At 51.9% G+C, this 26,030-nt stretch carries 25 protein-coding genes and 1 tRNA gene; 18 read left to right on the top strand and 8 right to left on the bottom strand.

Features of this window, described 5'->3' with window-relative positions:
- The first annotated feature begins 96 nt into the window (after nt 1–96).
- Nucleotides 97–648, top strand: coding sequence for a TlpA family protein disulfide reductase (locus ACQKPA_RS04170; protein ID WP_427489627.1), 552 nt, complete (start codon nt 97–99; stop codon nt 646–648).
- 91 nt (nt 649–739) lie between these two features.
- On the opposite strand, the gene cimA is transcribed toward ACQKPA_RS04170, so the two are convergent.
- Nucleotides 740–2,356, bottom strand: a complete 1,617-nt coding sequence (gene cimA / locus ACQKPA_RS04165; RefSeq protein WP_427489626.1) for a citramalate synthase — start codon at nt 2,354–2,356, stop codon at nt 740–742.
- 320 nt (nt 2,357–2,676) lie between these two features.
- Here cimA and ACQKPA_RS04160 point away from each other — a divergent pair, with 320 nt between their 5' ends.
- From ACQKPA_RS04160 to ACQKPA_RS04150, 3 genes are all read left to right on the top strand, one after another.
- A complete protein-coding gene (locus tag ACQKPA_RS04160) occupies nt 2,677–4,008 on the top strand; it encodes a DNA polymerase IV (RefSeq protein WP_427489625.1) in 1,332 nt (443 codons plus the stop codon).
- A gap of 186 nt (nt 4,009–4,194) precedes the next feature.
- Nucleotides 4,195–4,434: a ferredoxin gene (locus ACQKPA_RS04155; protein WP_009594795.1), complete on the top strand. Its 240-nt coding sequence runs from the start codon at nt 4,195–4,197 to the stop codon at nt 4,432–4,434.
- A gap of 166 nt (nt 4,435–4,600) precedes the next feature.
- Complete coding sequence (locus ACQKPA_RS04150; RefSeq protein WP_427489624.1) at nt 4,601–6,013, top strand: L,D-transpeptidase; 1,413 nt, start codon at nt 4,601–4,603, stop codon at nt 6,011–6,013.
- Here the strand turns inward: ACQKPA_RS04150 and ACQKPA_RS04145 are convergent.
- On the bottom strand, nt 6,010–6,147 hold the full coding sequence (locus ACQKPA_RS04145) for a hypothetical protein (RefSeq protein WP_015736685.1): 138 nt from the start codon (nt 6,145–6,147) through the stop codon (nt 6,010–6,012). The genes ACQKPA_RS04150 and ACQKPA_RS04145 overlap by 4 nt on opposite strands.
- Before the next feature lie 196 nt (nt 6,148–6,343).
- Between ACQKPA_RS04145 and ACQKPA_RS04140 the strand changes: the two genes are divergently transcribed.
- Genes ACQKPA_RS04140 through ACQKPA_RS04130 form a run of 3 tightly spaced genes read left to right on the top strand, consistent with a single transcriptional unit; the run spans nt 6,344 to nt 8,709 of the window.
- Nucleotides 6,344–7,438 carry a quinone-dependent dihydroorotate dehydrogenase gene (locus ACQKPA_RS04140; protein WP_427490266.1) on the top strand — a complete coding sequence of 365 codons (1,095 nt, stop codon included), beginning with the start codon at nt 6,344–6,346 and terminating at the stop codon, nt 7,436–7,438.
- Between the two features lie 25 nt (nt 7,439–7,463).
- Nucleotides 7,464–8,276: a GTP pyrophosphokinase gene (locus ACQKPA_RS04135; RefSeq protein WP_427489623.1), complete on the top strand. Its 813-nt coding sequence runs from the start codon at nt 7,464–7,466 to the stop codon at nt 8,274–8,276.
- Nucleotides 8,266–8,709, top strand: a complete 444-nt coding sequence (locus tag ACQKPA_RS04130; protein ID WP_427489622.1) for a DUF309 domain-containing protein — start codon at nt 8,266–8,268, stop codon at nt 8,707–8,709. The genes ACQKPA_RS04135 and ACQKPA_RS04130 overlap by 11 nt, the downstream gene beginning before the upstream one ends.
- A gap of 83 nt (nt 8,710–8,792) precedes the next feature.
- Here the strand turns inward: ACQKPA_RS04130 and ACQKPA_RS04125 are convergent, their stop codons facing one another.
- Nucleotides 8,793–9,248 (bottom strand): PCYCGC motif-containing (lipo)protein, encoded by a 456-nt coding sequence (locus ACQKPA_RS04125; RefSeq protein WP_071223092.1) that lies wholly within the window; start codon nt 9,246–9,248, stop codon nt 8,793–8,795.
- Complete coding sequence (locus tag ACQKPA_RS04120) at nt 9,245–9,772, bottom strand: thioredoxin family protein (RefSeq protein WP_071223091.1); 528 nt, start codon at nt 9,770–9,772, stop codon at nt 9,245–9,247. Before ACQKPA_RS04120 ends, ACQKPA_RS04125 begins: the two co-directional genes overlap by 4 nt.
- 159 nt (nt 9,773–9,931) lie before the next feature.
- Here ACQKPA_RS04120 and ACQKPA_RS04115 point away from each other — a divergent pair, with 159 nt between their 5' ends.
- Genes ACQKPA_RS04115 through ACQKPA_RS04105 form a run of 3 tightly spaced genes read left to right on the top strand, consistent with a single transcriptional unit; the run spans nt 9,932 to nt 13,124 of the window.
- Nucleotides 9,932–11,536 (top strand): RsmB/NOP family class I SAM-dependent RNA methyltransferase, encoded by a 1,605-nt coding sequence (locus tag ACQKPA_RS04115; RefSeq protein WP_427489621.1) that lies wholly within the window; start codon nt 9,932–9,934, stop codon nt 11,534–11,536.
- On the top strand, nt 11,533–12,285 hold the full coding sequence (locus ACQKPA_RS04110; protein WP_427489620.1) for a pseudouridine synthase: 753 nt from the start codon (nt 11,533–11,535) through the stop codon (nt 12,283–12,285). Before ACQKPA_RS04115 ends, ACQKPA_RS04110 begins: the two co-directional genes overlap by 4 nt.
- A gap of 38 nt (nt 12,286–12,323) precedes the next feature.
- Nucleotides 12,324–13,124, top strand: a complete 801-nt coding sequence (locus tag ACQKPA_RS04105; RefSeq protein ID WP_427489619.1) for a Cof-type HAD-IIB family hydrolase — start codon at nt 12,324–12,326, stop codon at nt 13,122–13,124.
- A gap of 278 nt (nt 13,125–13,402) precedes the next feature.
- Here the strand turns inward: ACQKPA_RS04105 and ACQKPA_RS04100 are convergent, their stop codons facing one another.
- Nucleotides 13,403–14,791, bottom strand: coding sequence for an RsmF rRNA methyltransferase first C-terminal domain-containing protein (locus tag ACQKPA_RS04100; protein ID WP_427489618.1), 1,389 nt, complete (start codon nt 14,789–14,791; stop codon nt 13,403–13,405).
- A gap of 193 nt (nt 14,792–14,984) precedes the next feature.
- On the bottom strand, nt 14,985–16,148 hold the full coding sequence (locus ACQKPA_RS04095) for a GGDEF domain-containing protein (protein WP_427489617.1): 1,164 nt from the start codon (nt 16,146–16,148) through the stop codon (nt 14,985–14,987).
- A 109-nt stretch (nt 16,149–16,257) separates the two neighbouring features.
- Between ACQKPA_RS04095 and ACQKPA_RS04090 the strand changes: the two genes are divergently transcribed.
- The 3 genes from ACQKPA_RS04090 to ACQKPA_RS04080 are packed head-to-tail and all read left to right on the top strand — an operon-like array spanning nt 16,258 to nt 21,920.
- A complete protein-coding gene (locus ACQKPA_RS04090) occupies nt 16,258–17,394 on the top strand; it encodes a glycosyltransferase family 4 protein (protein ID WP_427489615.1) in 1,137 nt (378 codons plus the stop codon).
- 9 nt (nt 17,395–17,403) lie between these two features.
- Nucleotides 17,404–18,711: a metallophosphoesterase family protein gene (locus ACQKPA_RS04085; protein WP_427489613.1), complete on the top strand. Its 1,308-nt coding sequence runs from the start codon at nt 17,404–17,406 to the stop codon at nt 18,709–18,711.
- Nucleotides 18,708–21,920, top strand: coding sequence for an AAA family ATPase (locus tag ACQKPA_RS04080; RefSeq protein ID WP_427489611.1), 3,213 nt, complete (start codon nt 18,708–18,710; stop codon nt 21,918–21,920). The genes ACQKPA_RS04085 and ACQKPA_RS04080 overlap by 4 nt, the downstream gene beginning before the upstream one ends.
- A gap of 47 nt (nt 21,921–21,967) precedes the next feature.
- On the opposite strand, the gene ACQKPA_RS04075 is transcribed toward ACQKPA_RS04080, so the two are convergent.
- Nucleotides 21,968–23,014, bottom strand: coding sequence for a YkvI family membrane protein (locus ACQKPA_RS04075; protein WP_427489609.1), 1,047 nt, complete (start codon nt 23,012–23,014; stop codon nt 21,968–21,970).
- Nucleotides 23,015–23,264: 250 nt separating this feature from the next.
- Between ACQKPA_RS04075 and ACQKPA_RS04070 the strand changes: the two genes are divergently transcribed.
- The 4 genes from ACQKPA_RS04070 to ACQKPA_RS04055 all read left to right on the top strand — a co-directional run bounded on the left by ACQKPA_RS04070 (nt 23,265) and on the right by ACQKPA_RS04055 (nt 25,116).
- Nucleotides 23,265–23,834 (top strand): xanthine phosphoribosyltransferase, encoded by a 570-nt coding sequence (locus ACQKPA_RS04070; protein ID WP_071221737.1) that lies wholly within the window; start codon nt 23,265–23,267, stop codon nt 23,832–23,834.
- Between the two features lie 217 nt (nt 23,835–24,051).
- Nucleotides 24,052–24,381: a hypothetical protein gene (locus ACQKPA_RS04065; protein WP_071221736.1), complete on the top strand. Its 330-nt coding sequence runs from the start codon at nt 24,052–24,054 to the stop codon at nt 24,379–24,381.
- Between the two features lie 117 nt (nt 24,382–24,498).
- Nucleotides 24,499–24,717, top strand: coding sequence for a hypothetical protein (locus tag ACQKPA_RS04060; RefSeq protein WP_076325776.1), 219 nt, complete (start codon nt 24,499–24,501; stop codon nt 24,715–24,717).
- 69 nt (nt 24,718–24,786) lie between these two features.
- Nucleotides 24,787–25,116, top strand: coding sequence for a carboxymuconolactone decarboxylase family protein (locus ACQKPA_RS04055; protein ID WP_427489607.1), 330 nt, complete (start codon nt 24,787–24,789; stop codon nt 25,114–25,116).
- 82 nt (nt 25,117–25,198) lie between these two features.
- Here the strand turns inward: ACQKPA_RS04055 and ACQKPA_RS04050 are convergent, their stop codons facing one another.
- Nucleotides 25,199–25,618 (bottom strand): hypothetical protein, encoded by a 420-nt coding sequence (locus tag ACQKPA_RS04050; RefSeq protein WP_427489605.1) that lies wholly within the window; start codon nt 25,616–25,618, stop codon nt 25,199–25,201.
- Nucleotides 25,619–25,799: 181 nt separating this feature from the next.
- Here ACQKPA_RS04050 and ACQKPA_RS04045 point away from each other — a divergent pair.
- Nucleotides 25,800–25,883: transfer RNA gene (locus ACQKPA_RS04045), tRNA-Leu, on the top strand.
- The last annotated feature ends 147 nt before the right edge of the window (nt 25,884–26,030 follow it).

The raw sequence follows: 26,030 nt of genomic DNA, 5'->3' as shown, positions 1-26,030 counted from the left end.
CCGGGCTATATTTTAGAGTTGATCACGTGTTTGAAAGATCAGGGTTTCAGGGTACAATAGGGACTATAACTAAGTTTAGCAAAGGAACCTATACCTATGAAACGAAACATCATTATCCTCGTCCTGCTTGTTGTAGCGGCAGGCGCTGTAATCTATAACCAAGCCGGGGACAACATCCAGGCTGTCTTCACGCAGGAGAAACCGCTCCCGACGGAGACAGGCGCCAAAGCCGGACTGCTTGCCCCTACCTTCACCTTGAAGGGGATGGACGACAAGACATATGCCGGCGGCGGAGCGCGCGATAAAGCGATGGTCGTCAATTTCTGGGCATCATGGTGTGAGCCATGCAAGCAGGAAGCCCCGGAGCTCGATGAGCTGGCGGAGGAATATGCAGATGAGCTGGAAATCTACGGCGTGAACGTGTCCAAGTATGATAATGAGAAGAAAGCGCGTCAATTCGTTAAGGATTTTGAACTCCGGTATCCAATCCTTCTCGATCCCAAAGGAGAAGTGTTCGAGGAGCTGTATAAAGGTCAGGTCTTCCCGACGAATGTGCTGATTGATCGAAACGGCGTGATCCAGGAAATCATTCTTGGCGCTCCGGATCCCAAGGATCTTCGCAAAAAGGTAGCTAAGTTGTTGAATTAATTGTGAAGCGAAGAGCGGCTGAAACACCAAAAAAGCGCGGCCGCCATGTGCATACATGGCGGATACGCGCTTTTTATATTGGACGGTAGCCTTAGTGATTAACCAACCCTTGCCTTGCTGCGGACTCATGCACCTGTTCCGGTGAGATTTGACCGAGCAGCGCATAACGCATACTGTCGACCAGGGCTTCCCAGCTCGCCTCAATGACGTTGCTGGAAACCCCGACGGTGTTCCAGGAGTTCTCAAAGTTCTTGGACTCGATGAGCACCCGTACTTTGGCTGCCGTCGCATCCTTGTCATCCAGCACCCGTACCTTATAGTCAGCAAGATGCATTTCCTTGAGTGTGGGGAAGTATTGGACCAGCGCTTTACGCAGCGCGTTGTCAAGCGCATTGACCGGGCCGTTGCCTTCCGCTGCGGTGTAGATGCTCTCACCGGCAACGTTGACTTTGACAAAGGCTTCGGAAACAACCGGCTGGCCGGCTGATTTCTCTACGAGCATTTTGAAGGATTCGAAGGTAAACAGTTCCTTAAACTCTCCGTTCGCTTCTCGAAGCAGCAGCTCCAGGGAAGCGTCTGCCCCCTCGAATTGATATCCTTCATGCTCAAGATCCTTGATCTTTCCGATAATATGCTTGGATTGTTCACTAGCCGGATCAAAGTTAAGACCCATGTCTTGCGCCTTCGATACGATGTTGCTCTGTCCTGCAAGCTCGGATACCAGCACGCGCTGCTTGTTTCCGACTTTCTCCGGTTCGATATGCTCGTACGTTCTGGAATCGCGCAGGATCGCCGAAACATGGATGCCTCCCTTATGGGCAAAGGCAGCGTTACCGACATACGGCTGGTTGACCGGCATATTGACGTTGGCGATTTCACTGATATATCGTGCGGTATTCGTTAGCGTGCGGAGGTTATCGTCTCCGATGCACTCGTATCCCAGCTTCAGCTGCAGATTCGGAATGATGGAGCACAGGTTGGCATTCCCGCAGCGTTCCCCGTAACCGTTCATCGTTCCCTGCACATGCTGGACACCAGCCTGTACGGCACTTAGCGTGTTGGCAACGGCAAGCTCGCAATCGTTATGGGTGTGAATGCCGAGCGGAGCGCCAGGTAATGCACCCGTTAAAGATGTCACGATGTTCGAGATCTCGTGCGGAAGACTGCCGCCGTTCGTATCGCACATGACAAGCCAATCAGCACCTGCCTCCCGAGCCTTGGACAATACGGCAACAGCGTATTCGGGATTGTTCTTATATCCATCAAAAAAGTGCTCGGCATCAAAAATCACTTCCAGGCCCTTTTGCTTCAGGAAGGCGATGGAATCATAGATCATGGCCAGATTCTCTTCCAGTGTCGTCTGAAGCGCGGTATGAACGTGGAAATCCCATGACTTCCCGACCAAAGTGGCCGCAGAAACGCCGGATTCCAGAATTCGAAGCAAATTGGCATCCTGCTCGGCGATGGAGCCTTTGCGGCGAGTGCTGCCAAAAGCGGTTACTTTTGAGGTTAAGCCGAGATCCTGGACTCTTTTGAAAAATTCGATGTCCTTGCTGTTGCTTCCCGGGATACCGCCTTCAATATAATGAACACCAAGAGCATCGAGTTTCTTGGCGATTTTGACCTTGTCGTCCGCCGACAAGCTGATTCCTTCGCCTTGGGTTCCGTCGCGAAGTGTCGTATCAAAGATGGAAATGGACTTAGACATGATGTCCTCCTTTGGGTGTCCGGGATTGGACCGCATTGTTTATAATTTTGTATTATAACATTTCTTTGCGGGAAAGTAACAGAGTAAAAAAACAAACTTTACCCCGCGGGGCTTATTCTTGACCCGTATTAAGGGGAGCGGTATGCTGGAGGCGTTAGGCTGGCAGTTATGCGTTCATGATCCTACGAACAAGATGTTAGAGGCACACGAGGTTCTAATCAAGTTATAATGGAACACATAGAAAATGAAAGAATCCTCAACCCAGGTGACCGGAGCATTATATTAGGAAGAACCGTATCATAAGAAAGAAGGAATTCTGCGTGGGACATATCGACAATTATTATCCGGCCAGCGGCCGCGTTATACTACATGTGGATATGAATGCTTTTTACTGTTCGGTACACGAAGCGGAGGAGCCGGAGCTTTACCGGGGGAAGCCTACGGCTGTCGCAGGCAGCATCGAGCTGCGAAAAGGCGTCATTGTTACTTGCTCCTATGCGGCACGATCCCTCGGGATACGCACAGGAATGAATGTGAGACAGGCGCTGCGGATTTACCCCGACCTGATGATCATTCAGCCGGATTTCCATCTGTACCGCAAGTATTCCAATGCATTTATGAATATAGCTTATGCTTATACGCCGTTGCTGGAAGCGACATCGATTGACGAATGTTACCTGGATATCACGGGATCGAAGCAGTTCGGCACCCCCCTGGATATCGCCCGGGAGATTCAGGAGCGTATTCGCGAGGAGTTGTCGCTGCCTTGCTCCGTCGGCATTGCTCCCAATAAGTTGCTGGCCAAGATGGCATCTGACATGAAGAAGCCCAACGGGCTGTCCGTGCTGCGGATACGGGATGTCCCGCTGGTGCTCTGGAACAGACCTTGTGCTGAGCTGTTCGGCATCGGGAGCAAGACAGCCGATAAGCTGCGCAAGTTGAACATCCAGACGATCGGACAGCTGGCAGCCGCCGATGAAGGCCTGCTGACCTCCACTTTTGGCGTGATGGGGTCATGGATGAAACGGGCAGCCAGCGGCATCGACCATGCTCCTGTCGTTGCGGAGCGGGAACAGAGCAAATCGATTGGACACACGACCACGCTTCCGCAGGATGTTACATCGGCGGAGGAGGCGAGAAGGGTGCTGCTGAATTTGAGCGATCAGGTAGCGCGCCGGCTCCGCAGACAGGGTCTAATGACCAGCGGCATACAGATCACGCTGCGTACACCGGATATGAAGACCATCACCAGGTCGAGGCATCTTGCCATTCCGACGGAAAATACCGAGGATATTTACCGGGAAGCGTGCGAGCTGTATCACCGGCACTGGAAGCAGGACAAGCCGCTCCGTCTGCTTGGCGTTACGCTCCAGCAGCTTGTCACGAAGGAGGAGTCCGCCATTCAGCTGGATTTGTTCGATTACGAGAAACAGCCGAAGAAAGAATCACTGACCCGGGTGATGGACGAGCTGCGCAATAAATTCGGGGAGAGTGCGGTGCTGACCGCCGGCATGCTGGGTGATGATCCGTCGTCTTTAATCCGAAATCATAAGCGGAGAGGAACATCTTTACAGATGGATTTTGTAAGGGATCTGGGGAACGATAATAAAAATGCCGATCAGCCGACCTCGCAGGATCCAGACCGGGATTAATCGTTTTATTTGTTGGATGAGATACTCCATATCCTTTGAGCATACCTGAATTTTGTCGGAAAATGTGATGAAATTCATTTGTATTCCTAAAAAAATTGTATTAATATATGTAGATGGTGGCGGGAGACCGTCAGCTTATACTATGTTTATAGAGATGTTTATAGATATACAGGAGGAAGAGAGACTATGGCGAAGTTTACTTGGGTAGATAAAGATACCTGCATCGCTTGCGGAGCATGCGGCGCAACGGCACCCGACATTTACGATTACGACGACGAAGGCCTGGCAGAAGTCATTTTTGACGGAGACAACAACCGCGGGGTAACCGAAATTCCGGAAGATATGCATGACGATATGCTGGATGCCTGCGACGGCTGCCCGACAGATTCAATTCGGATTGCAGACGAGCCATTTAACGCAGAATAACCAATACCGCTCGAGCCCTGATATTCCATCTTGAACTTATACCGACGCCCTCTGCCCGACAAAGGCAGGGGGCGTTTTTTCGTATCCACGATTCATACATAATTGAAGCGTATATACCGATATACAGGATAATAGAGGTAAAAATGTCATAAAAGGAGGCTCCCGAATGAATAATTCGCTGTACCTCAAAAGGTATGTGGAGACGCATCCTGATAATAAAATGGCCTGGTATCTGCTCGGCAAGGAATATGAGCAGGCCGGCGAACAGGGCAAGGCAAATTACTGTTATAACAAGGCGGAGGGGGTCTATGAAGCCTTCGAGCTTAGCCAGGTTCCGTCCGATATATGGAAAAATTACGAACAGCGCTTATTGGAGATGGAGAAGGACAAGGACCGCAGGCGAAAAAGAACCCGGCGTTTGCTTGCTGCGCTGGTGTTATTGCTGCTCGTATTTCTTCCTCCGGCCCAGGCGCCGGGCTCCGTTCCCGGGAATGTTGCATCCAATGTGTTCCCGCCAAATGAACCGGTATCCGCCTCAGTCGCTAACTACGAGAAGAGGGATTCGCGTAAAGAACCGCTGTACATCGCCGTTGCTTCCGGCCAGGGGAAGGATTCCGCCGGCACACTGTCCTCATTGCTCCGGCATCCTCAGGAATTGCCGAATTGGTCGGTTGCACTGGGGATGAAGCCTTCGGGCAAGTGGCAGTTATGGAGCAAGGACATGGAGCGTTTATACGGATTGCATCGGGATGCGAAGGGTGCCATTGCGATCCAGCCATATGAAGGAGCGGCATTGGAGTGTGAATGCGAGCCTGCGGATAGTTCGAAGCTTAAGCGAAGCGCGGGGCAATGGGCGGATCTGCAAGTCGAAACCGCCGTGCTGCAGGAAGCGGTCAACCAGTATAAGGCTCGGCATGGACGCCTGCCTAAAAGCTTGAATGAATTGACGCAGCCGTATCCGAACAATTGGCTGTCCGGCCGATCGAAAGCGATGGAGGAGATGTTCGGAGCTTTAATGAAGCATAAGTCCCAAGGAGCAGGCGGTCATGAGGACCAGCCGGGGCAGCAGCCGTCGGGGAACGATCCGGAAGAGAGGGGATATTGGGGGACATCGCCGAACGGGGATCCTTTTTTTGAGCAGCCGCTTCAGGTCATCATCGACCGGAAGCATCATCGGCTTGCCGTTGTCAGCGGCACCGTCATGCTGCGCAATTATGCGGTCGGGCTCGGAGGAGCGAAGACGCCGCTCGGTGATTTTCATATTCATGACAAGGTTGTGAATCCGAACGGGACCACGAAGGGTCCCTATGGAACGCGGGGAATGCAGCTGTCCGATACGTTGTACGCCATACACGGTACGCTAGACGTAGACAGTATCGAAGCGAATGAATCCGAGGGCTGTATCCGTATGCTTAAGGAGGATGTCGAGGAGCTGTTTGATCTGGTTCCGATGGGAACCGTTGTGAAAATTCGGGAAGGGGTTCTGCCCGAGGGCCTGTGGACGCCGAAAGATCGTTTGAAGCTCAAGCTTGCCCAGGGGCAGACCAACCCGGGCAAGGTGTATCACTGGCTGGATTAAGGCTGGGCAATCACAATCAGAACAATAATCAGGATAATAAGAAGAGCGATGCCGGAGCTGATCCAAAGTATGGCCTTCTTATTAACCTCTTCTTTTTTCTGCTGCAAGGTCGGAGGTTTACGTTTGGCTGACATGTGCTTCCCCTCTTTCTCTAATGATCGTGAAAATGATTTGTACAATCTTCCTTTATTGTAAGGTGTTTGTCCCGAAATTGCCATATCGCTTTCTCGCCAGGAGGATCGCCCGGTTTATGCTGAAGAACTTTCTTTTTGAGGCAGAAACGGATAAACTGAAGGATAGAGAAATAACTGGATGAGAGGAAGAGTGGATGTGCTGTACCGCAACATAGGCAAACCTATATTTTTTAAACTCGATCCCGAGAAAGCTCACCACCTTGTGGTTGGCGGCCTTGGACGTGCCTCCGGCGTGGTTGGCGCAGACGCTGTCATGCGAGGGATGTACGGTGTTAGCGAAACATCGGATTTGGCAGTAGACCTGTTCGGGCTTCATTTCCCGACACCGGTCGGACTTGCCGCCGGATTGGATAAAAACGCTCAGGCTGTCAAAGGATTCTCCTCCATCGGCTTCGGATTTATGGAAGTAGGCACGGTGACCCCGAAGGGGCAGCCGGGCAATGAACAGCCGCGATTGTTCCGGCTTCCTCCTGACGAGGCACTCATCAATCGGATGGGCTTCAACAACGAAGGGGCCGAGGCGATGGCAAAAAGGCTGTCCGCACTCAAGGAACGCCGTATCCCGGTTGCCGTTAACATCGGGAAGAACAAGGCGACTCCGAACGAGAAAGCCAACGGTGATTACGAAGCTTGCATTCAAGCTTTATTTCCGTATGGCGACTTTTTTGTTGTCAACATCAGTTCCCCGAACACGCCGGACTTGCGCAGCCTTCAGCATGGGAGCGAATTGTCATCCTTGCTGGAAGCCGTGAAGAACGAAATGTCCCGCCAAGCCAAGATTCATGGAGGCGAGAAGGCCGTTCTGGTGAAGATTGCGCCGGATGTGAGCGATGAGGAACTGGAATTCATGGTGGATACGATCAGCGCCAGCGGCGTTTCCGGCATAATCGCCACGAATACGACGCTTTCGCGGGATGGATTGACGCACAGTAACGCCAAAGAAACCGGCGGCCTTAGCGGTAAACCGCTGCGTAACCGTTCGACGGAGATTGTCTCCCGGATATACAAGCAGACCGGCGGTGCGCTTCCGATTATCGGGTCTGGCGGGATTTTTACGGCAAGTGATGCTTATGACAAAATACGCGCAGGCGCAAGCCTGGTGGAAATTTATACAGCACTTATCTATGAAGGGCCTGAGGTGAACCGCAAGCTTCATTCCGGTCTCCGGGAGCTGCTTGCACGGGATGGCTTCAGCCATATTTCCGAAGCCGTCGGCGCTAATCATCGGTAAAGGGGTAAAGACAGGAGGCAAGGCGATGGACGTTAGAGACTGGGGAACATTTTTGCTTCCGTATGAGCAGACCGTTGAGGAATTGAAGGTTAAATTCAAGACGATGCGTTCCGAACTGAAAAAAAGGGAGGAATACGCACCGATCGAATTCGTAACGGGTCGCGTCAAACGGATCTCGAGCATACTGGACAAGGCGAAACGCCTCGATGTGCCGATGGACGAGTTGGAAACCGGGATTGAGGATATCGCAGGCATTCGGATTATGTGTCAGTTCGTGGAGGATATCCGGCGGGTAGCCGAATACATCCGGGCACGGAAAGACCTGACCGTATTATATGAGAAAGATTACATTACCAATTTCAAAGAGAGCGGCTATCGGAGCTTTCATATGATTATTGAATATCCGGTGCAAACCGCTCTGGGGCAAAAGAAAGTGCTTGCCGAAATTCAGATCCGCACGCTGGCCATGAATTTCTGGGCTACGATTGAGCACTCGCTTAGCTACAAGTACCGGGAAAGTCTGCCGGATGACATTCGGGCGCGGCTGAAGAAAGCCGGAGAAGCGGCGAATACGCTGGATACGGAAATGTCGAGCATCCGGGAGGATATATTGGAGGCCCAGCGGCAGTTCGAGGACGATTCCAATATTACGACACAGGTGCTGAACGCAATTCACAAGCTGTATTTCTTTCATCTGGTCAATGAGGCGATTGCTTTTCAGAGCCGGTTTAACGCGATATTTCAGGATCATGACATGGATGGGATGAAGGTGCTTCTGGACGAGGTGAAGGAGATGCTGGCCGAAGCCAAGAAGAAAGTAAACGAGCATGAGTTATGAACCGCTGTATGTCGCTTACCTCGTTTACTTTAACCGGGATCAAGACTATTTCGAATGCCATGAGGTGCTAGAGGAACTGTGGCTCGCGCAGGATCGTGATCCAAGGTATAAGGGGCTTCTGCAAGTAGCCGTCGGGCTTTTCCATTTCCGGAACAATAACGTTAGAGGAGCATATAAAATGTTCATAAGCGCTGTATCGCGCCTCGAGCGTTATCCTGGCGATGAGCTGGGGATCTCGATGGGGAAGCTGGTGAGCGAAGTTCGGGAATACGCCGAGCAGTTATCTTCGTATGACGTTCGTCCGTTTCCCTATAGGGATTTGACGATCGAAATTGGGGATACTGAGCTTAGGCAGGCAGTTCAGTTGGCATCGGAGCGCATCCAGCCGAACATTCCGCAGCGGCGAAAGCCGGAGCGGGCACATTCCAAGTAATTCTGGGAACAAGTGAAAAAAGAGCTGCCCGTATGTAGAGCAATCTACTTTTGGGCAGCTCTTTTTTATATGACCAAACAGAATTAGGATTCGGTACCTTTATATTTGTTATCGATGAACTCCTTGATTTCCTCGACGGATTTTCCTTCGTCATGAAGCCGTTTGGCATCCTGCAGCTCGGTCAGGCAGATGCCGCACTGGGCGCCATGGTCCGTCCATTTGACTTCGCCGTCTTTATTCTCGGCGATGAAGCAGCGATGGAGGGAATCATGATAGCCGGTCTCCTCGTCCATGCAGCCGCAATAACACTTGATTTCCTTGATAATGTCCTCAAGTTCTCCGACCGTAGCATAGGTTGCTTGCGTATTGTCGGTATAATTGGACAGAAACTCCGGCATCACCGTCAGGCTCGCCGTTGTCTCGTATCGTTCGGAATCGGCGCCGTGCTGATGCCCGGCAGCGGATTCTTTACCGCCGCATGCGGTCAGCAGCATGCCCGAAATGACAAAGGTAAAGAGGATGGCGCGAGTGCGGTTCATTTCGTCACGCTCCCCTTATATTTATCCAGGAATTGCTTGAAGTCATCGATGGAGTAGCCTTCACTAGAACCTTCCGGTTTCAATCCGCCGACCATGCGTTCTTTCTCTGCGCCGTTCTCAAAATAGACCAGCGTCGGGGTGAACTCAATGTTGTACTCTCTCCAGCCTTCCTGGTATTCGCGAAGGTTGTACTGGTGCATCGTAATTCCGGCATCATCCGCCAAAGGCATCAGTTCCGGGGTCGTCGCACGACAGTGCGGACAGTCGGATGCAAAGAAGTACACAAAGAAATTCTCTTTGTTGTCGACCTTGCTCTTCAGCTGATCCGGCAAAATGATTTGCTGGTAGTTCGGATCATTAAGGAGCTCCTGCGTAGCCGGGTTCAGGCTGGAGACCTTCTTACCGCCGTACAATTCGCTTGCTTCACCTTGACCGTTCAAGAAAACGAGTGCAGCAATCAATAAGACGAAGACTCCGCCGAAGGCGTATAATGCGGTGTATTTATTCTTTTTTTTGCGGTTCATGGATCCACCCCCTAATGATTAATAATAAATAAGGACTTGTCCTTTTTAATGTAGTTTATTATACAATATTAAAAGTCGGAGCGGAACATGCGAATGTCTGCTTCAGCACAGTGAAAATATACTTCAAACGATACGATACAGAACAGGTAGGTACCTTGTATGGCATTACGACTGCCTTCGCCGTTTCTGGCGAAGATGAAATCGCTGCTTGGCGAAAACTATGACAATTTTATGAAGTCTTACGAACAAGCTCCGAATGCCGGCATTCGGGTGAATACGCTGAAGATCAGCAGAGAGGAATTCATGAAGTTGTCCCCCTTTGAACTGGAGCCCATCCCCTGGTGCTCCACCGGTTACTATACTCAGGCCGGGGAGCGTCCGGGACGGCATCCTTACTATCATGCGGGGTTATATTACATCCAGGAGCCAAGCGCGATGGCTCCGGTCGAACTGCTTGGCGTAACGCCGGGGGATTTGGTGCTGGACCTGTGCGCGGCTCCCGGCGGCAAATCTACGCAGATTGCGGCGAAGCTGAATGGGCAGGGGGTGCTCGTCAGTAATGATCTGCATCCGGATCGCACCAAAGCACTGGCCAAGAATCTGGAGATGTACGGCGTGCGGAATGCCGTGGTGCTGAATGAGGACCCGGATCGGATTGCCGGGGCTTTTCCCGAATTTTTCACGAAAATATTGATCGATGCTCCCTGTTCCGGCGAAGGGATGTTTCGCAAAGACGAGTCCATGCTGAAGTACTGGGACGAATCGTCTCCGCTCAAGTTTGCGGATATGCAGCGGGACATCCTGAAATCGGCGGCAGCCATGCTCCGTTCGGGAGGCCGGCTGGTGTATTCCACCTGTACCTTCTCGCCGGAGGAGAATGAAGGGATGATTGCCGAATTTCTGGGCGAACATCCGGATTTTCGCGTGGTCCCGGTGGAACATTCGGAAGTCTTTTCACCGGGAGAAACGGACTGGATGGCGGGCCAAGGGAACATGAAGGACGATGTGCTTAAGCAGCTTGCCGGTACTGCTCGATTATGGCCGCATAAGGTCAGAGGCGAAGGGCATTTCATGGCCGTGCTTGAGCGGGACGGCGAGCTGGATATACGTGAAGTCGAACGGGAACAAGCTCCGTTATTCAAGCCGGACGCTTTAGTCAACGAGTCGCTTGCTATATCGCCCCGAGCGGAGCATCCCCGCGAGCGTAAAGGAAACGCGGCTTTCCGGGAGGAGCGCCCTGGTAAAACGGGGAAATACGGTAAAGGTGCAACGCGCCAACAGGCATCCCGCCGGAGCGTTACAGATTCTCAATCAGTTTTGGTTTCGATCAATCGGTTTCAAGGCTTTATCCGCGAGCAGCTGGATTTGAAGCTGACCGGATATCCTGTAACCTACGGGAGCCATGTGTATGTATCACCCCTGCCGGAAGAGCGTCTGAAGCAGCTCAAAGTGATTCGGCCCGGATGGTACATGGGACTGTTGAAGAATGAACGGTTTGTACCTGGACATCCCTTGGCTACAGCGCTGCAAGCGGATGAGGCTGTTAGATATGTCAGCCTGTCCTCCGAGGACGGAGAAGCGGTCCGATATTTGAAAGGGGAAACCTTGTCGATTCCGGAAGAGCGCTTGATTCGTCGATCGGGTGCTGAAGCGAAAGGTTATGTGTTAGTGTGTATAGACGGATACTCAGCCGGTTGGGGCAAATGGCAGACAGGAATATTGAAGAATGAGTATCCGGCAGGGTGGAGGTGGACATCGATATGAGTGCTAAAGGCAGAACAACACTAAGATTGGACAAGGTGCTATCCAATCTTGGATTCGGCTCACGGGCCGAATTGAAGAAAAAGGCCAAACAAGGGAGCATCGTGGTCAACGGAACGGTGATGAAGGACCCCGGTAAACATGTTGATCCTTATACGGATATCATCGAGTTTGAGGGGGAGACCGTGCAATACCGGGAATTCATATATCTCATGCTGCACAAACCGCCGGGCGTCATTTCGGCGACAGAGGATCTTCGTGACCGAACGGTGCTGGATCTCCTGGATGAGGAATATCTGATCTTCGAGCCGTTTCCGGTGGGCCGATTGGATAAGGATACGGAGGGACTGCTGCTGCTTACGAATGACGGTAAATTGGCCCATGAGCTGCTGTCGCCGCGGAAGCATATCCCGAAAACCTATGAAGCGATGGTAGAGGGCAGGGTGGACGATGAGGACGTGCGAATGTTTGCTGCGGGAGTTACCTTAGATGACGGGTACGTGACCTTACCCGGAGAGCTGGTGATCCATTCCCATGAGGAACGAGGCGACGGAGTCCAGCTGTCCCGCATCTCGCTGAAGATCCATGAAGGGAAATTTCATCAGGTCAAGCGGATGTTTGAGGCAGTTGGCAAAAAAGTCGTGTATCTCAAAAGAATCAGCATGGGCGATCTTCGATTGGATGAAAATCTCGAGATCGGAGCGTACCGGGAGCTGACCGAGCATGAACTGTCTTTGATCGGAAGGGCATGATTACGATAGAGAAATAGAGACTAAAGGATGGATGGAGAATGGCATATAAATTGGTAGCACTTGATGTGGATGGAACGCTGCTGAATGATGATCATGAAATCACGGAGAAAACGAGGAACACCGTGATGGAAGCCGCAAAACAAGGCGTGGAAATTGTACTGTGCACAGGCAGAGGACCGCTGAATTCGATTCCTTTTATGAAAAGCATGGGTTTAGGCGGTTATGTCATCAGTCATAATGGTGCGGCAACGGTAGAAGTGGAGACCCATAACATCGTGCATCAGTTCGGCATGGACCCGCTTCAGCTTGAGCCTTTCATGAAATACTGCCGTGAGCACGGGGTGCATTTTGATGTGAACACCGCCTTTGAGATGTATGTGGACCAGGTGGAGGAGCTTGCCGGTCCGGTTCGTTCGATGTACGAGAACTATTTGATGCTGCCAAGCAACCTGCCGTCATGGGAGGAGCTGTCAGACCCGGTCGTCAAATTTACGATCTTTGGCGAATCCGCCGATATCGACCGTGTCTATGCGGATTGGAGTCAGTGGACTCTTCCCTTCAACATGCTGCGAAGCGGAGAATACTTCATCGATCTCATGCATAGCCAAGCATCCAAGGGAAGTGCGCTTCAGCAGCTGGCTGCAAGAAGAGGTTATGAGCCGGACGAGGTGCTTGCCATCGGGAATTATTTCAACGATATTACGATGCTGACCTACGCCGGAATGGGGATTGCGATGGATAACTCTCCGGTCGAGGTCAAGGCTGCAGCTAATGCGGTGACAACCTCGAATAACGAGGACGGCGTACATGAGGCATTGGTGAAATACTGCTTGTCGTAAATCGATTTTTTTATACATGAGAACCCGCCACAGGACACTTGGAAAAAGTGCCTGATGAGGGGTTTTTGCGTGGATTGGGCCAAACAACGTTAACGAGAATATTGATCGGACCTGGGGCTGCTATGCTCTCTGCATGTATATGCAGTGAGATAGCCCCTTTTCTATATGTTCGAACGTATTTTTTTACATTTTATTGTATGGTCGAAGTTTCAGTGCGCATGTAGAATTCTACTTAACTCTACTGCGTATCATTCATCTTAACGTTATGCAAAGAAGCGTTACTTGGGATTACGCAAGCCCTTGGGCAGGTGATTCTTGAGCTGTCCGCCGCTGGCCTTGCCCCACCCCAGTGGTAATCCATCCGTGGTTACCAACGTCCAGCCCCGGTATTCGGAAGGAATGGAGAGCACCTCCCCCCGCAAATAAGCAGCCGTCTCGGCTGAATCTGAAGGCAGATCCCAGCTGCGGGCAGCTTGGCCAGGATGCAAGGACATGGCAAGAGCATGGGCCGGTTCGATTCGGTTCTTCTTTAGATGAGCCAGATGCAGACCTGCCCGCGGCATCTTCAAGCCTTTCAGCTGCTTGTCATTCCATGCCAAGCTCTCGCTGACCGGAAGCCAGTACAGTTCCTCACCGAACAATATCGGAGTACCGCAGTCAAGCTCAAAGCCGGGGAGTTCCTGCCTCGCCCAGTCTTGAAAGTCGGCCAGGGCCGAAAGCGCAGGTCCTTGTTTGCCGCCCCGGTTGGATTTGGCCGGGGATTTGCTGCTGACCGCAGAGTAACCGAGGTCCTCATTTAAAACTTCGGCAGCCGCCGATTTGACCAAGATTGCAACAAAATGCCCCTCCCCCCGTTCCAAGTGCGGCCACAAGCGTTTCATTTCACGCAGCTCCATATCGGGATACTGCGAAAGAATGCGCTCAATCATCTCTTCGTTCTCAGCCGTGTTGAACGTACAGGTGGAGTAAGCCAAGGTTCCTCCCGGTTTAAGCATCCGGTACGCCTCCTGAACAATGTCCCACTGCCGGGCAACGCACAAATCCACATGTTCAGGCGACCATTCCTCAATCGCTGCGGCATCCTTTCGAAACATGCCTTCACCGGAGCATGGCGCATCAAGCATGATCCGGTCAAAGCAGGCAACGAAACGGCGGGATAACTGATCCGGTGCCGCACTCGTAACGACGGTATTCATTATTCCCATACGTTCCACGTTCTCGGCCAGAATCCGTGCCCGTTCGGGATGGATTTCATTGGAGACAAGGAGTCCCCGGCCCGTCATCTTGGAGGCAATATGGCTTGTCTTGCCGCCGGGAGCAGCCGCAAGATCCAGGATGGTCTCTCCGGGCTGAGGATTCAACAGCTCGACTGCGGACATTGCCGAGGGCTCCTGAATATAATATAGTCCAGCGGCATGATAGGGGTGTTTGCCTGGACGCAGGCTTTCATCATAATAGTATCCGGTATCACACCAGGGCACTGGCGTCAGCTCGAATTGCAAGATGAGTTTTTTTACGCTGTCTGCGGCATGAACCGCTTTCAGCCGGTTAAGGCGCAGCCCGTGGGTGCGGGGCAAATCGTAGCTGTCCCAAAAATCACACGAGTCATCCCCGAGAATATCATTCACGCTGGCGACAAAGCCAACAGGCAATAGTTCCTTTCGCATTCGTTATATTGCTCCTTCTTTAGAATAAGGTACATGCTGCAGTGTAAAGGCAAAAAAATCCTGGTTCAGAGTCATTTCTTCTCTGGCTATAAGGAATCGGTCATTAGTTTATCACGTTGCCGCAGGCGTAGTAAAGAAATGTCAAGCAAAAAAAAGACCGCCCACTTCATATCGTGGGCAGCCTGCGCCAGAGTTATCCGGCGGATTCCGTTGGTTCAGTTGATGAGGTTTTTAAGGACCGGTAATCGGATACCTTGTTTTTGCCGGTCGTTTTGGAATGATACATCGCTTTGTCGGCCTGTTTCATGAGTTCATCGCCGCGAACGCCTTTGCGCAGTACGCTGTAGCCGATACTGATGGTGACGATGCTCTCGCTTGCCACTCTGGCCCGGATGTTTTCGGCGACCTGTGCGGGTTTGATTTTGCGGTCAACCACAAGGGCCACCAATTCCTCGCCGCCATACCGGCCGGTAATCCCGATACCATCAAGCTCTTCCTCCATAATGGCCGCGACCTGCTTCAGCACTTCATCGGCTCTGGCATGGCCTTGGGTATCATTCAGCTTCTTGAAATTGTCGATGTCACAGAAGATAGCGGATATTTTCAATTCCTGAGCAGCGTAATGGTCCAGATACTTCATAAAATGCCTGCGGTTGTAGAGTCCTGTTAATCCGTCCGTAATGGCAGACCGGTAGATGGACTGCATCAGCTCCACAATGCGTCTAAACAGGATGAAGAACACGATGCTGTAGAAGAGCACCGGCAGGGCGAGAGCGAGTCCCTGAAACGCAGGCGACAGGCCGCCGGAATAGGTATGGATGGATTGCAGAACAGCCGAGATGGCGTAGACGGCAAGTCCAATCGCATATTTGATCGGTTGTCCGATCCGCGGAGTGACTTGGGTATAAGCCAGGTAGAGCGCAGCGAGCTGAAAACCATCAAAATATATGCTTTGCCATATTGGGTCCAGGGTGTAAGGAAGAAATGAGGGAAGAATGAGCGGAAGCATAAGCAGTGCGGCTGACAACAAGGGAAGCCAATAATGCATGGTCTTGATCTTACGGTACAGCATGACAACCGAGACGTTCAGCAGGACAAACGAAAAAAGCTGAATGAAGCGGAGGATGTCCGATTCCAGTGAAAAAACAGATTTTCCAGTCCAAGCCGAATGGATGTTCAAACCCTCGTATGTCATAATGAAGAAGAAGGCTGCCGCCATATATATGTAAGCATTCTTGCGCTGCTTGCTGTACATAAAGAGACACATGATCAGCATCATGAGCGAGATATAAGCTCCGCACACAGCAAAAATGGTGGGTAGTGGAGAAGTGGACCAGTAGCTCAATTCATAGGACAAATCGATTCACTCCTGAGTAGGGATAGGTTTTTCGTTGCATGAAACATATGTTCTAATATATCATATCGAAAAAGAATCTGAAAAGAGATTTAGAGAAAGGGGGATCCCCATGAAACTTCTTCAAGCATTATTTTTCCCTCCTGAACAGCCAGGCGGCGTCTCATCCATGATTCCTTATTTGCAGGAGCGTTTTCATTCATCCCGTTGGGAGATGGAGATGTTCTGGCTGCCCAAGCGGATCCGTAACAAAGGCCAAGAGGATCCAATATTCCACACTTTTGATTGGAGAGAGTTCGAAAGCAGTCCGATCGTGGCCAAATACCTTCAAACCTACCGGGATTACCTGTGGTGGACGCGCCTGCGACTTCAAAAGCCTTACGATCTTATCCATAGTCATCACCCGATTGCAGGCATGTCGATGAAAGCCGTATTCCCTGAGGTTCCGCTCATCCAAACCGTGCATTCCAGTTACGAGCGTGAGCTCATCCTGAACGGAAGAATCAAAGAAGGTGGGCTGGAGCACAGATTCCTGGTCTCTTTATATAAGGAGCTTGAGTATATTAGCGACCGTCTGTTGACGGTGTCGAACTCCTTCAAGGCTTACATGGCTCCGTACGTGAATACACCTGAATCGATCGGGGTTATCCATAACGGATTTGACGATAAAAGATTTAAGCCGGTGCCCCATGAAAATGCAGTGCCGCAGTTGATTACGGTATGCCGTCTGGTACCTGCAAAAGGGTTGGACATTCTGCTCCAAGCCTGCGCCGAACTGAAGCGCAAAGGATATGACTACGTCCTTCATATTATCGGCGACGGGCCTTCCCGTCAGGAGCTTGAGGAGATGGCCAAAACACTCGGCATCTACCAGGAGACGATTTTTTACGGATATACACTGCATCCGGAGGAGTTCATGCCGTTCTTTGATATCTTTGTCCTGCCCTCGAGAGCGGAGGCGTTCGGCTCGGTGTTCGCGGAAGCGGCGCTTAGCAGTCTTGCGCTGGTAGGCACCGATGTCGGCGGCATCGCGGAGCAGATCGAGAATGGGGTAAACGGCTTGCTTGTACCGCCGGAGGATCCGATGGCGCTCAGCGTTGCGCTTGAGAAGGTCATCAGTGATCCACTCTATCGTTACGAGCTTGCCCGGACCGCTTCGGATAAGGCGAAGAATCAATACTCCCTGTCCAGATCCGTAAATGAACTGAAAAAAATGTATTTGAAATTTCAACCTAAGATAGAGAGTTAGGGATCGGTTATGGCTTCTTTTCGATTTATGCATGCTGCGGATTTACATCTGGACAGTCCGTTTATCGGGATAAGCGGACTGGATGACACTCTGCGGTCGTACGTTCAGGAATCGACCTTCCGTGCGCTGGAGCGGCTCGTGCAGCTCGCCATCGACCAGCAGGTTGATTTTATTGTCATCAGCGGGGATATATACGACAGCTCCAACATCTCGCTGCGCGCGCAGCTTCGCTTCCTGGATTCCCTTAACCGACTGGGAATGGAAGGGATTGCGGTATATGTGATCCATGGCAATCATGATCCGCTCGACAGCACCAAGCTTAGCATGACGCTGCCTCCCCATGTCCATGTGTTTGGGGCCGAACCTGCAAGCGTAACGGCTGTTCGCCGATCGGATTGTCAAGAAGTGGCGGTCATCGCCGGCATGTCGTACCCGACCTCGAAGGTCACGGATAATATTGCGACACGCTATCCTGCCCCGACATCCGGGCTCTACCATATCGGACTTCTGCACGCAAACGTGGATGGGGATCCCCAACACGAAACCTATGCACCCTGTACGAAAAGGGATTTAATCCAGTCCGGATTTCATTACTGGGCGCTCGGGCATATTCACTCCCGTCGAACCTTGCAGGAATCTCCTTATATTGTGTATCCGGGCAATATCCAGGGACGTCATGTCCGGGAGACGGGGCCCAAAGGATGTTATATCGTCGATGTGGATGAGAGCTCCAACACGAAGCTGAGCTTCCATGAGCTCGATTCCATGCGCTGGAACATCGTTGAAGCGCCACTTGATTCCTGTCAGGATGTCGATGAATGGAGACGCTCTCTTGAATCCATTCTGACAGAAATAGCCACAGCGTACGCGGATGGGCTGAGCATGGTCCGCGTTCGGATTACGGGACGGGGTCCGGTTCATCGTCAGCTTGAAGGCGGATATGTGCTCGATGAGCTGCTCACCGATCTGCGGAGAAGAGAGGTCGCGAAGGGACAGTCATGCGGCTATCGGGGATGCGTCTGGATCGAGAGCTTCTCGCTTCATTCCGGAGATGCGATCGATAGAGAGAGGCTGCTTGCGGAAGACAGTTTTGCAGGGGACTTGCTTCGTCTTGTTCGAGGGGAACAGGAACGGGTTCAAGATCCTGACGGGGTTGTTGCCAAAAGCTTGGAGCCTCTGCTTGAGCATGCGGAAATCCGCTCCTTGCTGGACGAGATCAGTCCGGAGGAACTGCTGGAATGGGTTCGCAGAGCGGAGGAACTGACCTTAGGGTTATTGCTGCGCGAACGTTCGCAAGGGGAAGGTGTCGGAACATGAGACTAGAGCGGATGAACATTCAAGGCTTTGGAGCTGTTCGGGACAAGAGCCTTGAGATAGATGCGCCTGTGACCGTGCTGTATGGGCCGAATGAAGCGGGAAAGAGCAGCGTCCTGTATTTTATCCGAGCCATGCTGTACGGATTCCCTGGCAAGGGCTCGCCTGCAGAACGCGGAGAGCCTTCGGCGGAAGGCATTCACGGCGGGGAGCTGCGGTTTCTGGATAAGGAGGGAGTGCCTTGGGTGGTTCGGCGCTACAACCGGTCCAGAGAAGGAAATTCAGCCACCGGGAAGGGCGAGCGCGTACATATTCATAAACTAGCGGATAATGGAATTGTAATTGAGCTTGGACAACAGGAGCTGGAGCAATATGCTTTGGGCGGTGTGTCCAAGGATATGTTTCGTCAGCTGTTTGCCATCTCGTTAAGCGAACTGCAGGAAATCCGCAGTTTGCAATCTGCCGAGATGAGCGGTTACCTGTTCCATGCCGGAATCGGCGGCGGGGCCAATATACTGGAAGCCGAGCGCAAGTTATCCCAGGAGATGGACAAGCTGTATAAGCCGCGCGGAAAGGTTCAGCATACCGCCAAGCTGCTGCAAGCCATCGAGCATTTAAGAACCCGGGTTTCGGAGAGCAAGACGTACGTTTCCCGCTATAACGAGACCGTTACATCCATTCTGGAAATACAGGAACGGTTGAATCTTCTGGAACAGGATCGCACCAGGGACGCCGAGGATCTGTTGCTGCTTCGAAAAGCGCAGGACATTCGTCCGGCTTGGCTGGAATGGCGTGAGGCCAGATTGGAATTAGAGGAACTGATGGACAGTGACAACTTCCCTCCAGATGGAATCCCCCGTTACGAAAAGATGCAGGAGGAAGAGCGAATACTCCTCACCCAGTCGATTCGCGTCGAGCGGGCGATCGAGGATGCGGAGGATAAGCTGAGAGCTCTCCCTGTGAATGCGTTCATGGAACAGTATGGCGAACAGATTGAGGAGCTCTGGGCGAAACGCAGCCTGCACGAAGCCGCAAACCGGGAGCTTGCCGAGCTTACGGCCGAATACAAATCTCAGGAGATCCGGCTGGAACAGCTGCTTCGGGATATTGACCCGGCATGGACCCGGCAGGAGCTGCTGGCTCTGTCTTTATCCGCCTCGGAGCGCGAGGAGGTACGACGAATCAGTGCGGCCTTTGCCGGGTATGATCGCCGGATGGAGGCGCTGTTCATTGAACAGCGCGGGGCCCAGCGTTCTGCGGCGGCAGCCGAATCGGCGCTGCGGGAAGCCAGGCGGCAGCTGCGCGAGGAGATGGAGCGGGGACGAGAGGCATTTGCCATGATTAAGTCGGCAGCGCCTCAGGAGACCGCTGTGCTGTGGAATCAGCTGCAGCTGGAGATCGAGCGCTGGCGCGAACGGAGATTGACCCGGACTCAGCCTGAGCCTGCTTCCACGCGCCCATCGGGTAGAGGCAGATTACCTGGGATGCACGCGGGTCTGCTGGCGGGAATGGCTGTTATGACATGCCTGTTGGTGGCCGTATTGTTATGGACGTCAACCACGGAAGCTGCCGTGATCTCAGGCATCGTGATGCTGCTCGGTATGGGTTATGTATTCTGGAGCGGTCAACGAGGTCGGGAGGTTCATGGTGCAGCTTCGAATGAGACCCAATTTCAAGACGTGCAGGGAACGGAACATATAGATCATCTCTATTCCAGGCTCGTCTCCGACTCTTATGCAGCGGCAGCAGCGAGCGCGGTTCCGGGCAGTCGAAGGGACAAAAACGCTGCATTGGCTCGCGACCCCTTCATGGTGGAGGCTCAAATGCGCGAGCTTCGATCCGTGATGGAGGGCTGGCAAGCATGGCGGCAGCGGCTGGATCGACTGACATCCGATTGTGCGGCGGCTGAGGAGAAAGCTGCGCTGCAAGCGGCTGAATTACAAACGGTTCAGGGCGCCATTGATCAGGAAGAGAAGCGATATTTGGAGCTGGAGCGGCAGTGGGAGGATTGGCTTATGTTCCGATCACTCCCGCAGAGTCTATCACCTGACGTCATGCTCGACGTGTTCGTCAAAGTGGAGCAGGGGCAGGAGCTGATCCGGCAGCAGAAATCGCTTGGTCTGAAAATGGACGTGCTGTTAAAAGAGGCCGAGGATTATATCATCCAATGCCATAAGATCTTTGCGGCGGATCCCCAAGGTGACGCTAACGGCAACCAAATCCCAGCCGTTGCCGAGCTCGGTAACGTCTATTCCAGATGGAAGTCCGATCAAGAGGAATCGAGACAGAGGAAGATCCTTGCAGAGCGTATTCAAGAGCTGCGCAAGGAGGGGGCTGCGATTGCAGAGGAGCGGGAAGGGCTGCAGCTGCGCAAAGCGGCTCTGATTGCATCATCCCAATCGGCAGACGAAGAAACCTTTCTTCGTATGGGAGCTGCTGCGAAGCGTCGTGAGGAACTTGTTCGCACGATCCGCCATCACGAAATTACCATGTTCAGCGGATGGGATCATGCGGGTCGCCGGCAGCTTGAACAGCTGCTGGAGCTGACGGATGCAGCGGAACTTGATGCTCAATGCATGAAGAAGGAGGAAGCCGTATCGGCTGCGCTCCACCTGCGGGACGAGCTCCAGGAACGGCGGGGGCGGCTGCTTCAGGAGAGAGAGTCGCTGGAAGCAGCGGGAAACCAGGATTCCGCCCTGCAGCAGCTGGAGGAGCAGCGATCCTCCCTGCGGGAATTAGTCTCGCAGTATGCGGTACGCTCGATGGCCTCCGAATTTATCAAACGTACGCGCCGCATGTACGAGGAAGAGAAACAGCCGCAGGTGCTGCAGCTGGCTTCCCGATACTTCTCAATGCTGACAGGCGGCATGTACAGCCGGATTGTCATGCGAATGGGAGATCAGAGCCTGCTGGCAGAGCGCCCGACTGGTGAATTGGTGGAGAGCAGAAGGCTAAGCCGCGGCACGGCGGAGCAGTTATATCTGGCGATGCGGCTCGGTTTGATCCAATCGATGCCGCATGCGGCGGGGTTGCCGTTATTGCTTGATGATTTGTTTGTTAATTTTGACGGCGAACGGCTCGGACATGCGCTCGAACTGCTCTCGGAATTGTCGCAGGACCGGCAAGTCGTGATGATGACGTGTCATCGGCATGTAGTCGAGCAAACCATGGAACTCATACCGGGTGCGCGATTCATTACGATGCAGCCATAAGAAGGGGCTTCCCAAAGGCAGGTTTACCATCCCTTGGGAAAGCCCCTTTATTTCCCCCTGATTTCGGGGATTCCGAACAGAGTTAGTCGGAGCACCCAGAGCAGACACAATCCCCCGAACATCGGGTAGAGGAGAGAGAGCAAGGAACTGAAGCCGAACTGGCTGAAAAAATAACAGAAGACCATGATGCCAAGGGTAATTACTCTGGGCGAGAGCGAGGTTCGCTGCTGAACCTGCAGGGTAATTCCGTAGATATTCGCCACGAAGGTGCTGAAAATTTCAAGGAAGATCAGAATGAGATAGATGATCTGCACCAGCCAGCCCAACTGGTTGGCGATGCTGCCCATCGGGATCTCGAATTGGGCAATGCCGGGCATATGGGCGGACATCGCAAAATGTGCCGCCATCAGCATAAAGCCTACACCCGTACCTCCAATGATGCCTCCCCAGGTTACGGTGCGGGCGCTTTCGGTCTGGCTGCCGAGCGGGACCAGCACCGGCATCGCCATGACCAGGTTAAAGGCGGTGTAGAGCAGGGGCGCAAGCCAAACCGAAGGCAGGCTATGGTCCGTAGTCAAGGTTAAGAATCGGGTGGCACCCGGCGCTTGAATCGTCTGAGAAATAATCGCAAGCGATAAGGTAAGCATCATGGGCACAACGAGACTGTTCATCGTCATGATGGACTGGATGCCTTTTCTGAGAATGAAATAGGTTCCGATCATCGTGACCAACAATCCGGTCTGATAATTCAAATTTAGATGCTCTACAAAAACAGAGCCCGCGCCGGCAAGCATGATGCTGTTGACTCCAAGCAAAATGACAAACATAAAGAGGCTGATCCAGACGCCGGCTTTCTCTCCAAACAGGAACTTGTTCAAGTCCTCAAAGGATTTGGCCCCGATCCGCCTGGAAATCGTCATGATTTTCGTGCCAAGCCAAATGAATAGTCCTGTCGCAAGCAGAATGGTAAGTGTAGCCCAGTGTCCATATTGGGTAAAGAATTGAAGGATTTCCCGTCCGGTAGCAAAGCCAGCGCCAACGATGGTTCCGATATATGTAAAGGCGATCTGTAAAACGCGAATAGAATTACGCAAGCCCCGCATCCCCCTTGAAAGTTAATCGTTCTGCATAGTACAAGGTATGCTTGGCTCAGCTGGGACATGACTCCTACCTGTCCAGGTCCTTTACCGGAGGCATGAACATGATGATTGCCAGGGCAAGGAGATCAATGTCAGGAATTATGACGGGAACCGTACAGTTAAATGACGGAGTCACCGTTTGTACTTGCCGTACAGGGAGGAATATGTTACTTTTACGACAAAGGAATCGTGGGAGGTCTTTGGGATGGATTGGTTGAAAGAGCGGATCATCAAAGAAGGTGTCGTGTTGTCGGATCAAGTGCTGAAACTGGATGCTCTGTTGACGCATCAAGTAGACCCGGCATTAATTATGGATATGGGCCGGGAATTTGCGGCTAGATTTAAAGAGAGCGGCGTGACCAAGGTCGTTACGCTGGAATCCTCCGGCATTTCTGTTGCATTTGCCGCGGCGCTTGAATTGGGAGTTCCGATGGTATTCGCCCGGCGCAAAAAAACGCTGCTCGCCGATCCAGACGCCTTGTGTGAGCGGGTTCCGTCTTTCACCAAGGGCATTGTCACGGACATCATGGTATCGCGCCAGTTTATCGGGGAAGAGGATAAATTGCTCTTCATTGATGACATTATCGCGAACGGTGACGCTGCCAGAGGCCTGATCAAGATTATTGAACGGGCAGGGGCGGAATTAATCGGGCTTGGCGTTGTGATTGAAAAGAGCTTCCAGGCCGGAGCGAGAACGCTGCGCGAACAGAATGTTCATGTGGAATCGCTGGTAACCATATCGTCCCTTGAGGACGGCAAGATTACGTTCAGCTAGAATAGGAATATACCAAACGCTTAATGGCATGTCAGGAATAGAGCTGAAAGGTAGGCCTTAAGTCATGAACGTTTGTACCCTGGCCTATGGTGTGCGTAATCATGGAAATTCGTAGTCGATTTTAAATGCATTTCAGCCTAAAATCACAACAAAATCTTTTCGCCTCCGTGATTTTCGCTTATAATAAAGAGGTAGGCAAGAGAGAGGAGGCAGCACCATGGGGAAACAACCTGTAACCGAGCCGTTTTTGATTGAGAAGCTGAATGAAGCAAAGGTACATTTTGAACGTGCTTTGGATTGTAAACATACGGAGTTTGATGATCTATATCCCTATATGATTGAACATCCTCAGTTTTTCTGGTACAAACGCTACGTTGCCTGGTCAGAACTGCTGACGATTGCCGGATTGTGTGAGGAGGTTTCCTTCGAATGGAAGGAACAGTTTACGCCTCAGCAGGTAGAGTATATCGAGAAGCGCGTCATGTCTTCAACCGTTCTGGATTTTTGGTACGAGAAGAATGACAGCATCGAGCCGGCACAGCGTTAATGGGTATATAGAACATCTCTTAGTCGGGATGTTTGTCGATATCGCAACGCATTCAAAAGACCTAAATGATCTCATTTAGGTCTTTTTTTGCACAAAGTTTATGAAGGAGGTATGGTGATGATTAGCGATGAAAGACTCGATGAGCTGCGGCTCTCCGGCGAATTGGTCCGGGTTGTGCGGGACGGCTTGGAGACCAATGATATTATAGGCTTTGTCGTAGCCTGGGACCCGGAGCAGGTCATTATACGCCGCAGAAACCGGCGGGTCGTTAAACTGGATCGCCGTTACAGCTACCAGCTTAAAAAGGATCCAAGAGTAAGCCCGATCGAAGAGTAGGCATAGATCTCGAACTCGTCGGACAACTTAACCTCGCATCAAATTTTTGTGGAAGAGGTGCTTTAGGTTATGGAAATGTCCAATGACAAGGTTTCGGCTTATAAGAATGAAATTCTGAATTTGAAGCAGAGCATGCCGGAAATGGCAGAAGCGTATCATCAGTTCACAGGCGTTTGCTTTCAGGATGGCGAACTGGATGAGCGAACGAAGCAGCTGATCGCGCTCGGAATCGGACTGTTTGCCAATAATGAGCTGTGTACCTTCTATCATATGGAAGAAGCCCGTGCGAAGGGAGCCTCGGATGCTCAGATTATGGAGGCTGTAGCCGTGGCGTCTGCCGCCAGTGCGGGACATGCCCTCTCGCAGGGATTGACCCGCGTGCAGCATACTCTTCATTGATTCACGTGTCACCGATAACCGTCTCATCCGGAGCATTCATGTTCAGTGGGGAGACGGTTATTCTCTGTTTAAGGGCAGCGATTTAGCGGGCGGAAACAGCGGCAGGAGGATGGGCTTGCTCAGAGGACTCGGCCTCGGGCGAAACCAGCCCAAGATAGGCTCGCATCCGGTCCATCATCTCCTCTCGGAAGGATGGCCATAGAATGTTCATCGAACCAATGTAACCCCGACATGCATATCGTGCCTGGATTCCATCCTGGTTTTGTCCAATATCATACACCTTGATCGCCCGCTTGGTGAATTCCTGCTTCACCTCACGAAGAAGCACAGCAGCACGCTTGGCGCCGTTCCCCACAACCTCTACATACAATTGAGGGCTCTTGAAAACACCGCTCTCCTGAATGATTCGGCAATCCCTTTCAAACACCTTATGAATGAACATCAGCAGCAGGTAACTCTTGATCAATGCACGTTCTTCCATCGTAACAGCCGGTATGGCCATCAACATCACCGCCTTTATATAGAAAATGGTTATTGAATGAGAACCTATGTTCTTATTTTAACCGAAAAACAGGTTTTTAATCAAGTTCAAAAAAAGTGTTGACTCAATTCGGGTAGCGTGATATCATATATCTTGTCGCCGCTGATAAGGACTTGTCTCCTAATAGCGATGAACATGATACGCGGTCGTGGCGGAATTGGCAGACGCGCACGGTTCAGGTCCGTGTGGGCTAACCCCCGTGGAGGTTCGAGTCCTCTCGACCGCATCCTTATATAAAGAAGCTCGTAAACTTGCTTTTTAGCAGTTTACGAGCTTCTTTTTGTGTTGAGAATTTAGATGAGACGGGATGAAAGCTTTAATCAAAATAATGCGATGCAGTCGTCAGCAATGCCGCTCAGGTCAAAATTACCGC

Source organism: Paenibacillus sp. NPDC093718 (assembly GCF_050279985.1).
Classification (GTDB): domain Bacteria; phylum Bacillota; class Bacilli; order Paenibacillales; family Paenibacillaceae; genus Paenibacillus_AQ.
The sequence above is the reverse complement of the archived record's forward strand: the minus strand, read 5'-3'. Positions and strand labels throughout refer to the sequence as shown.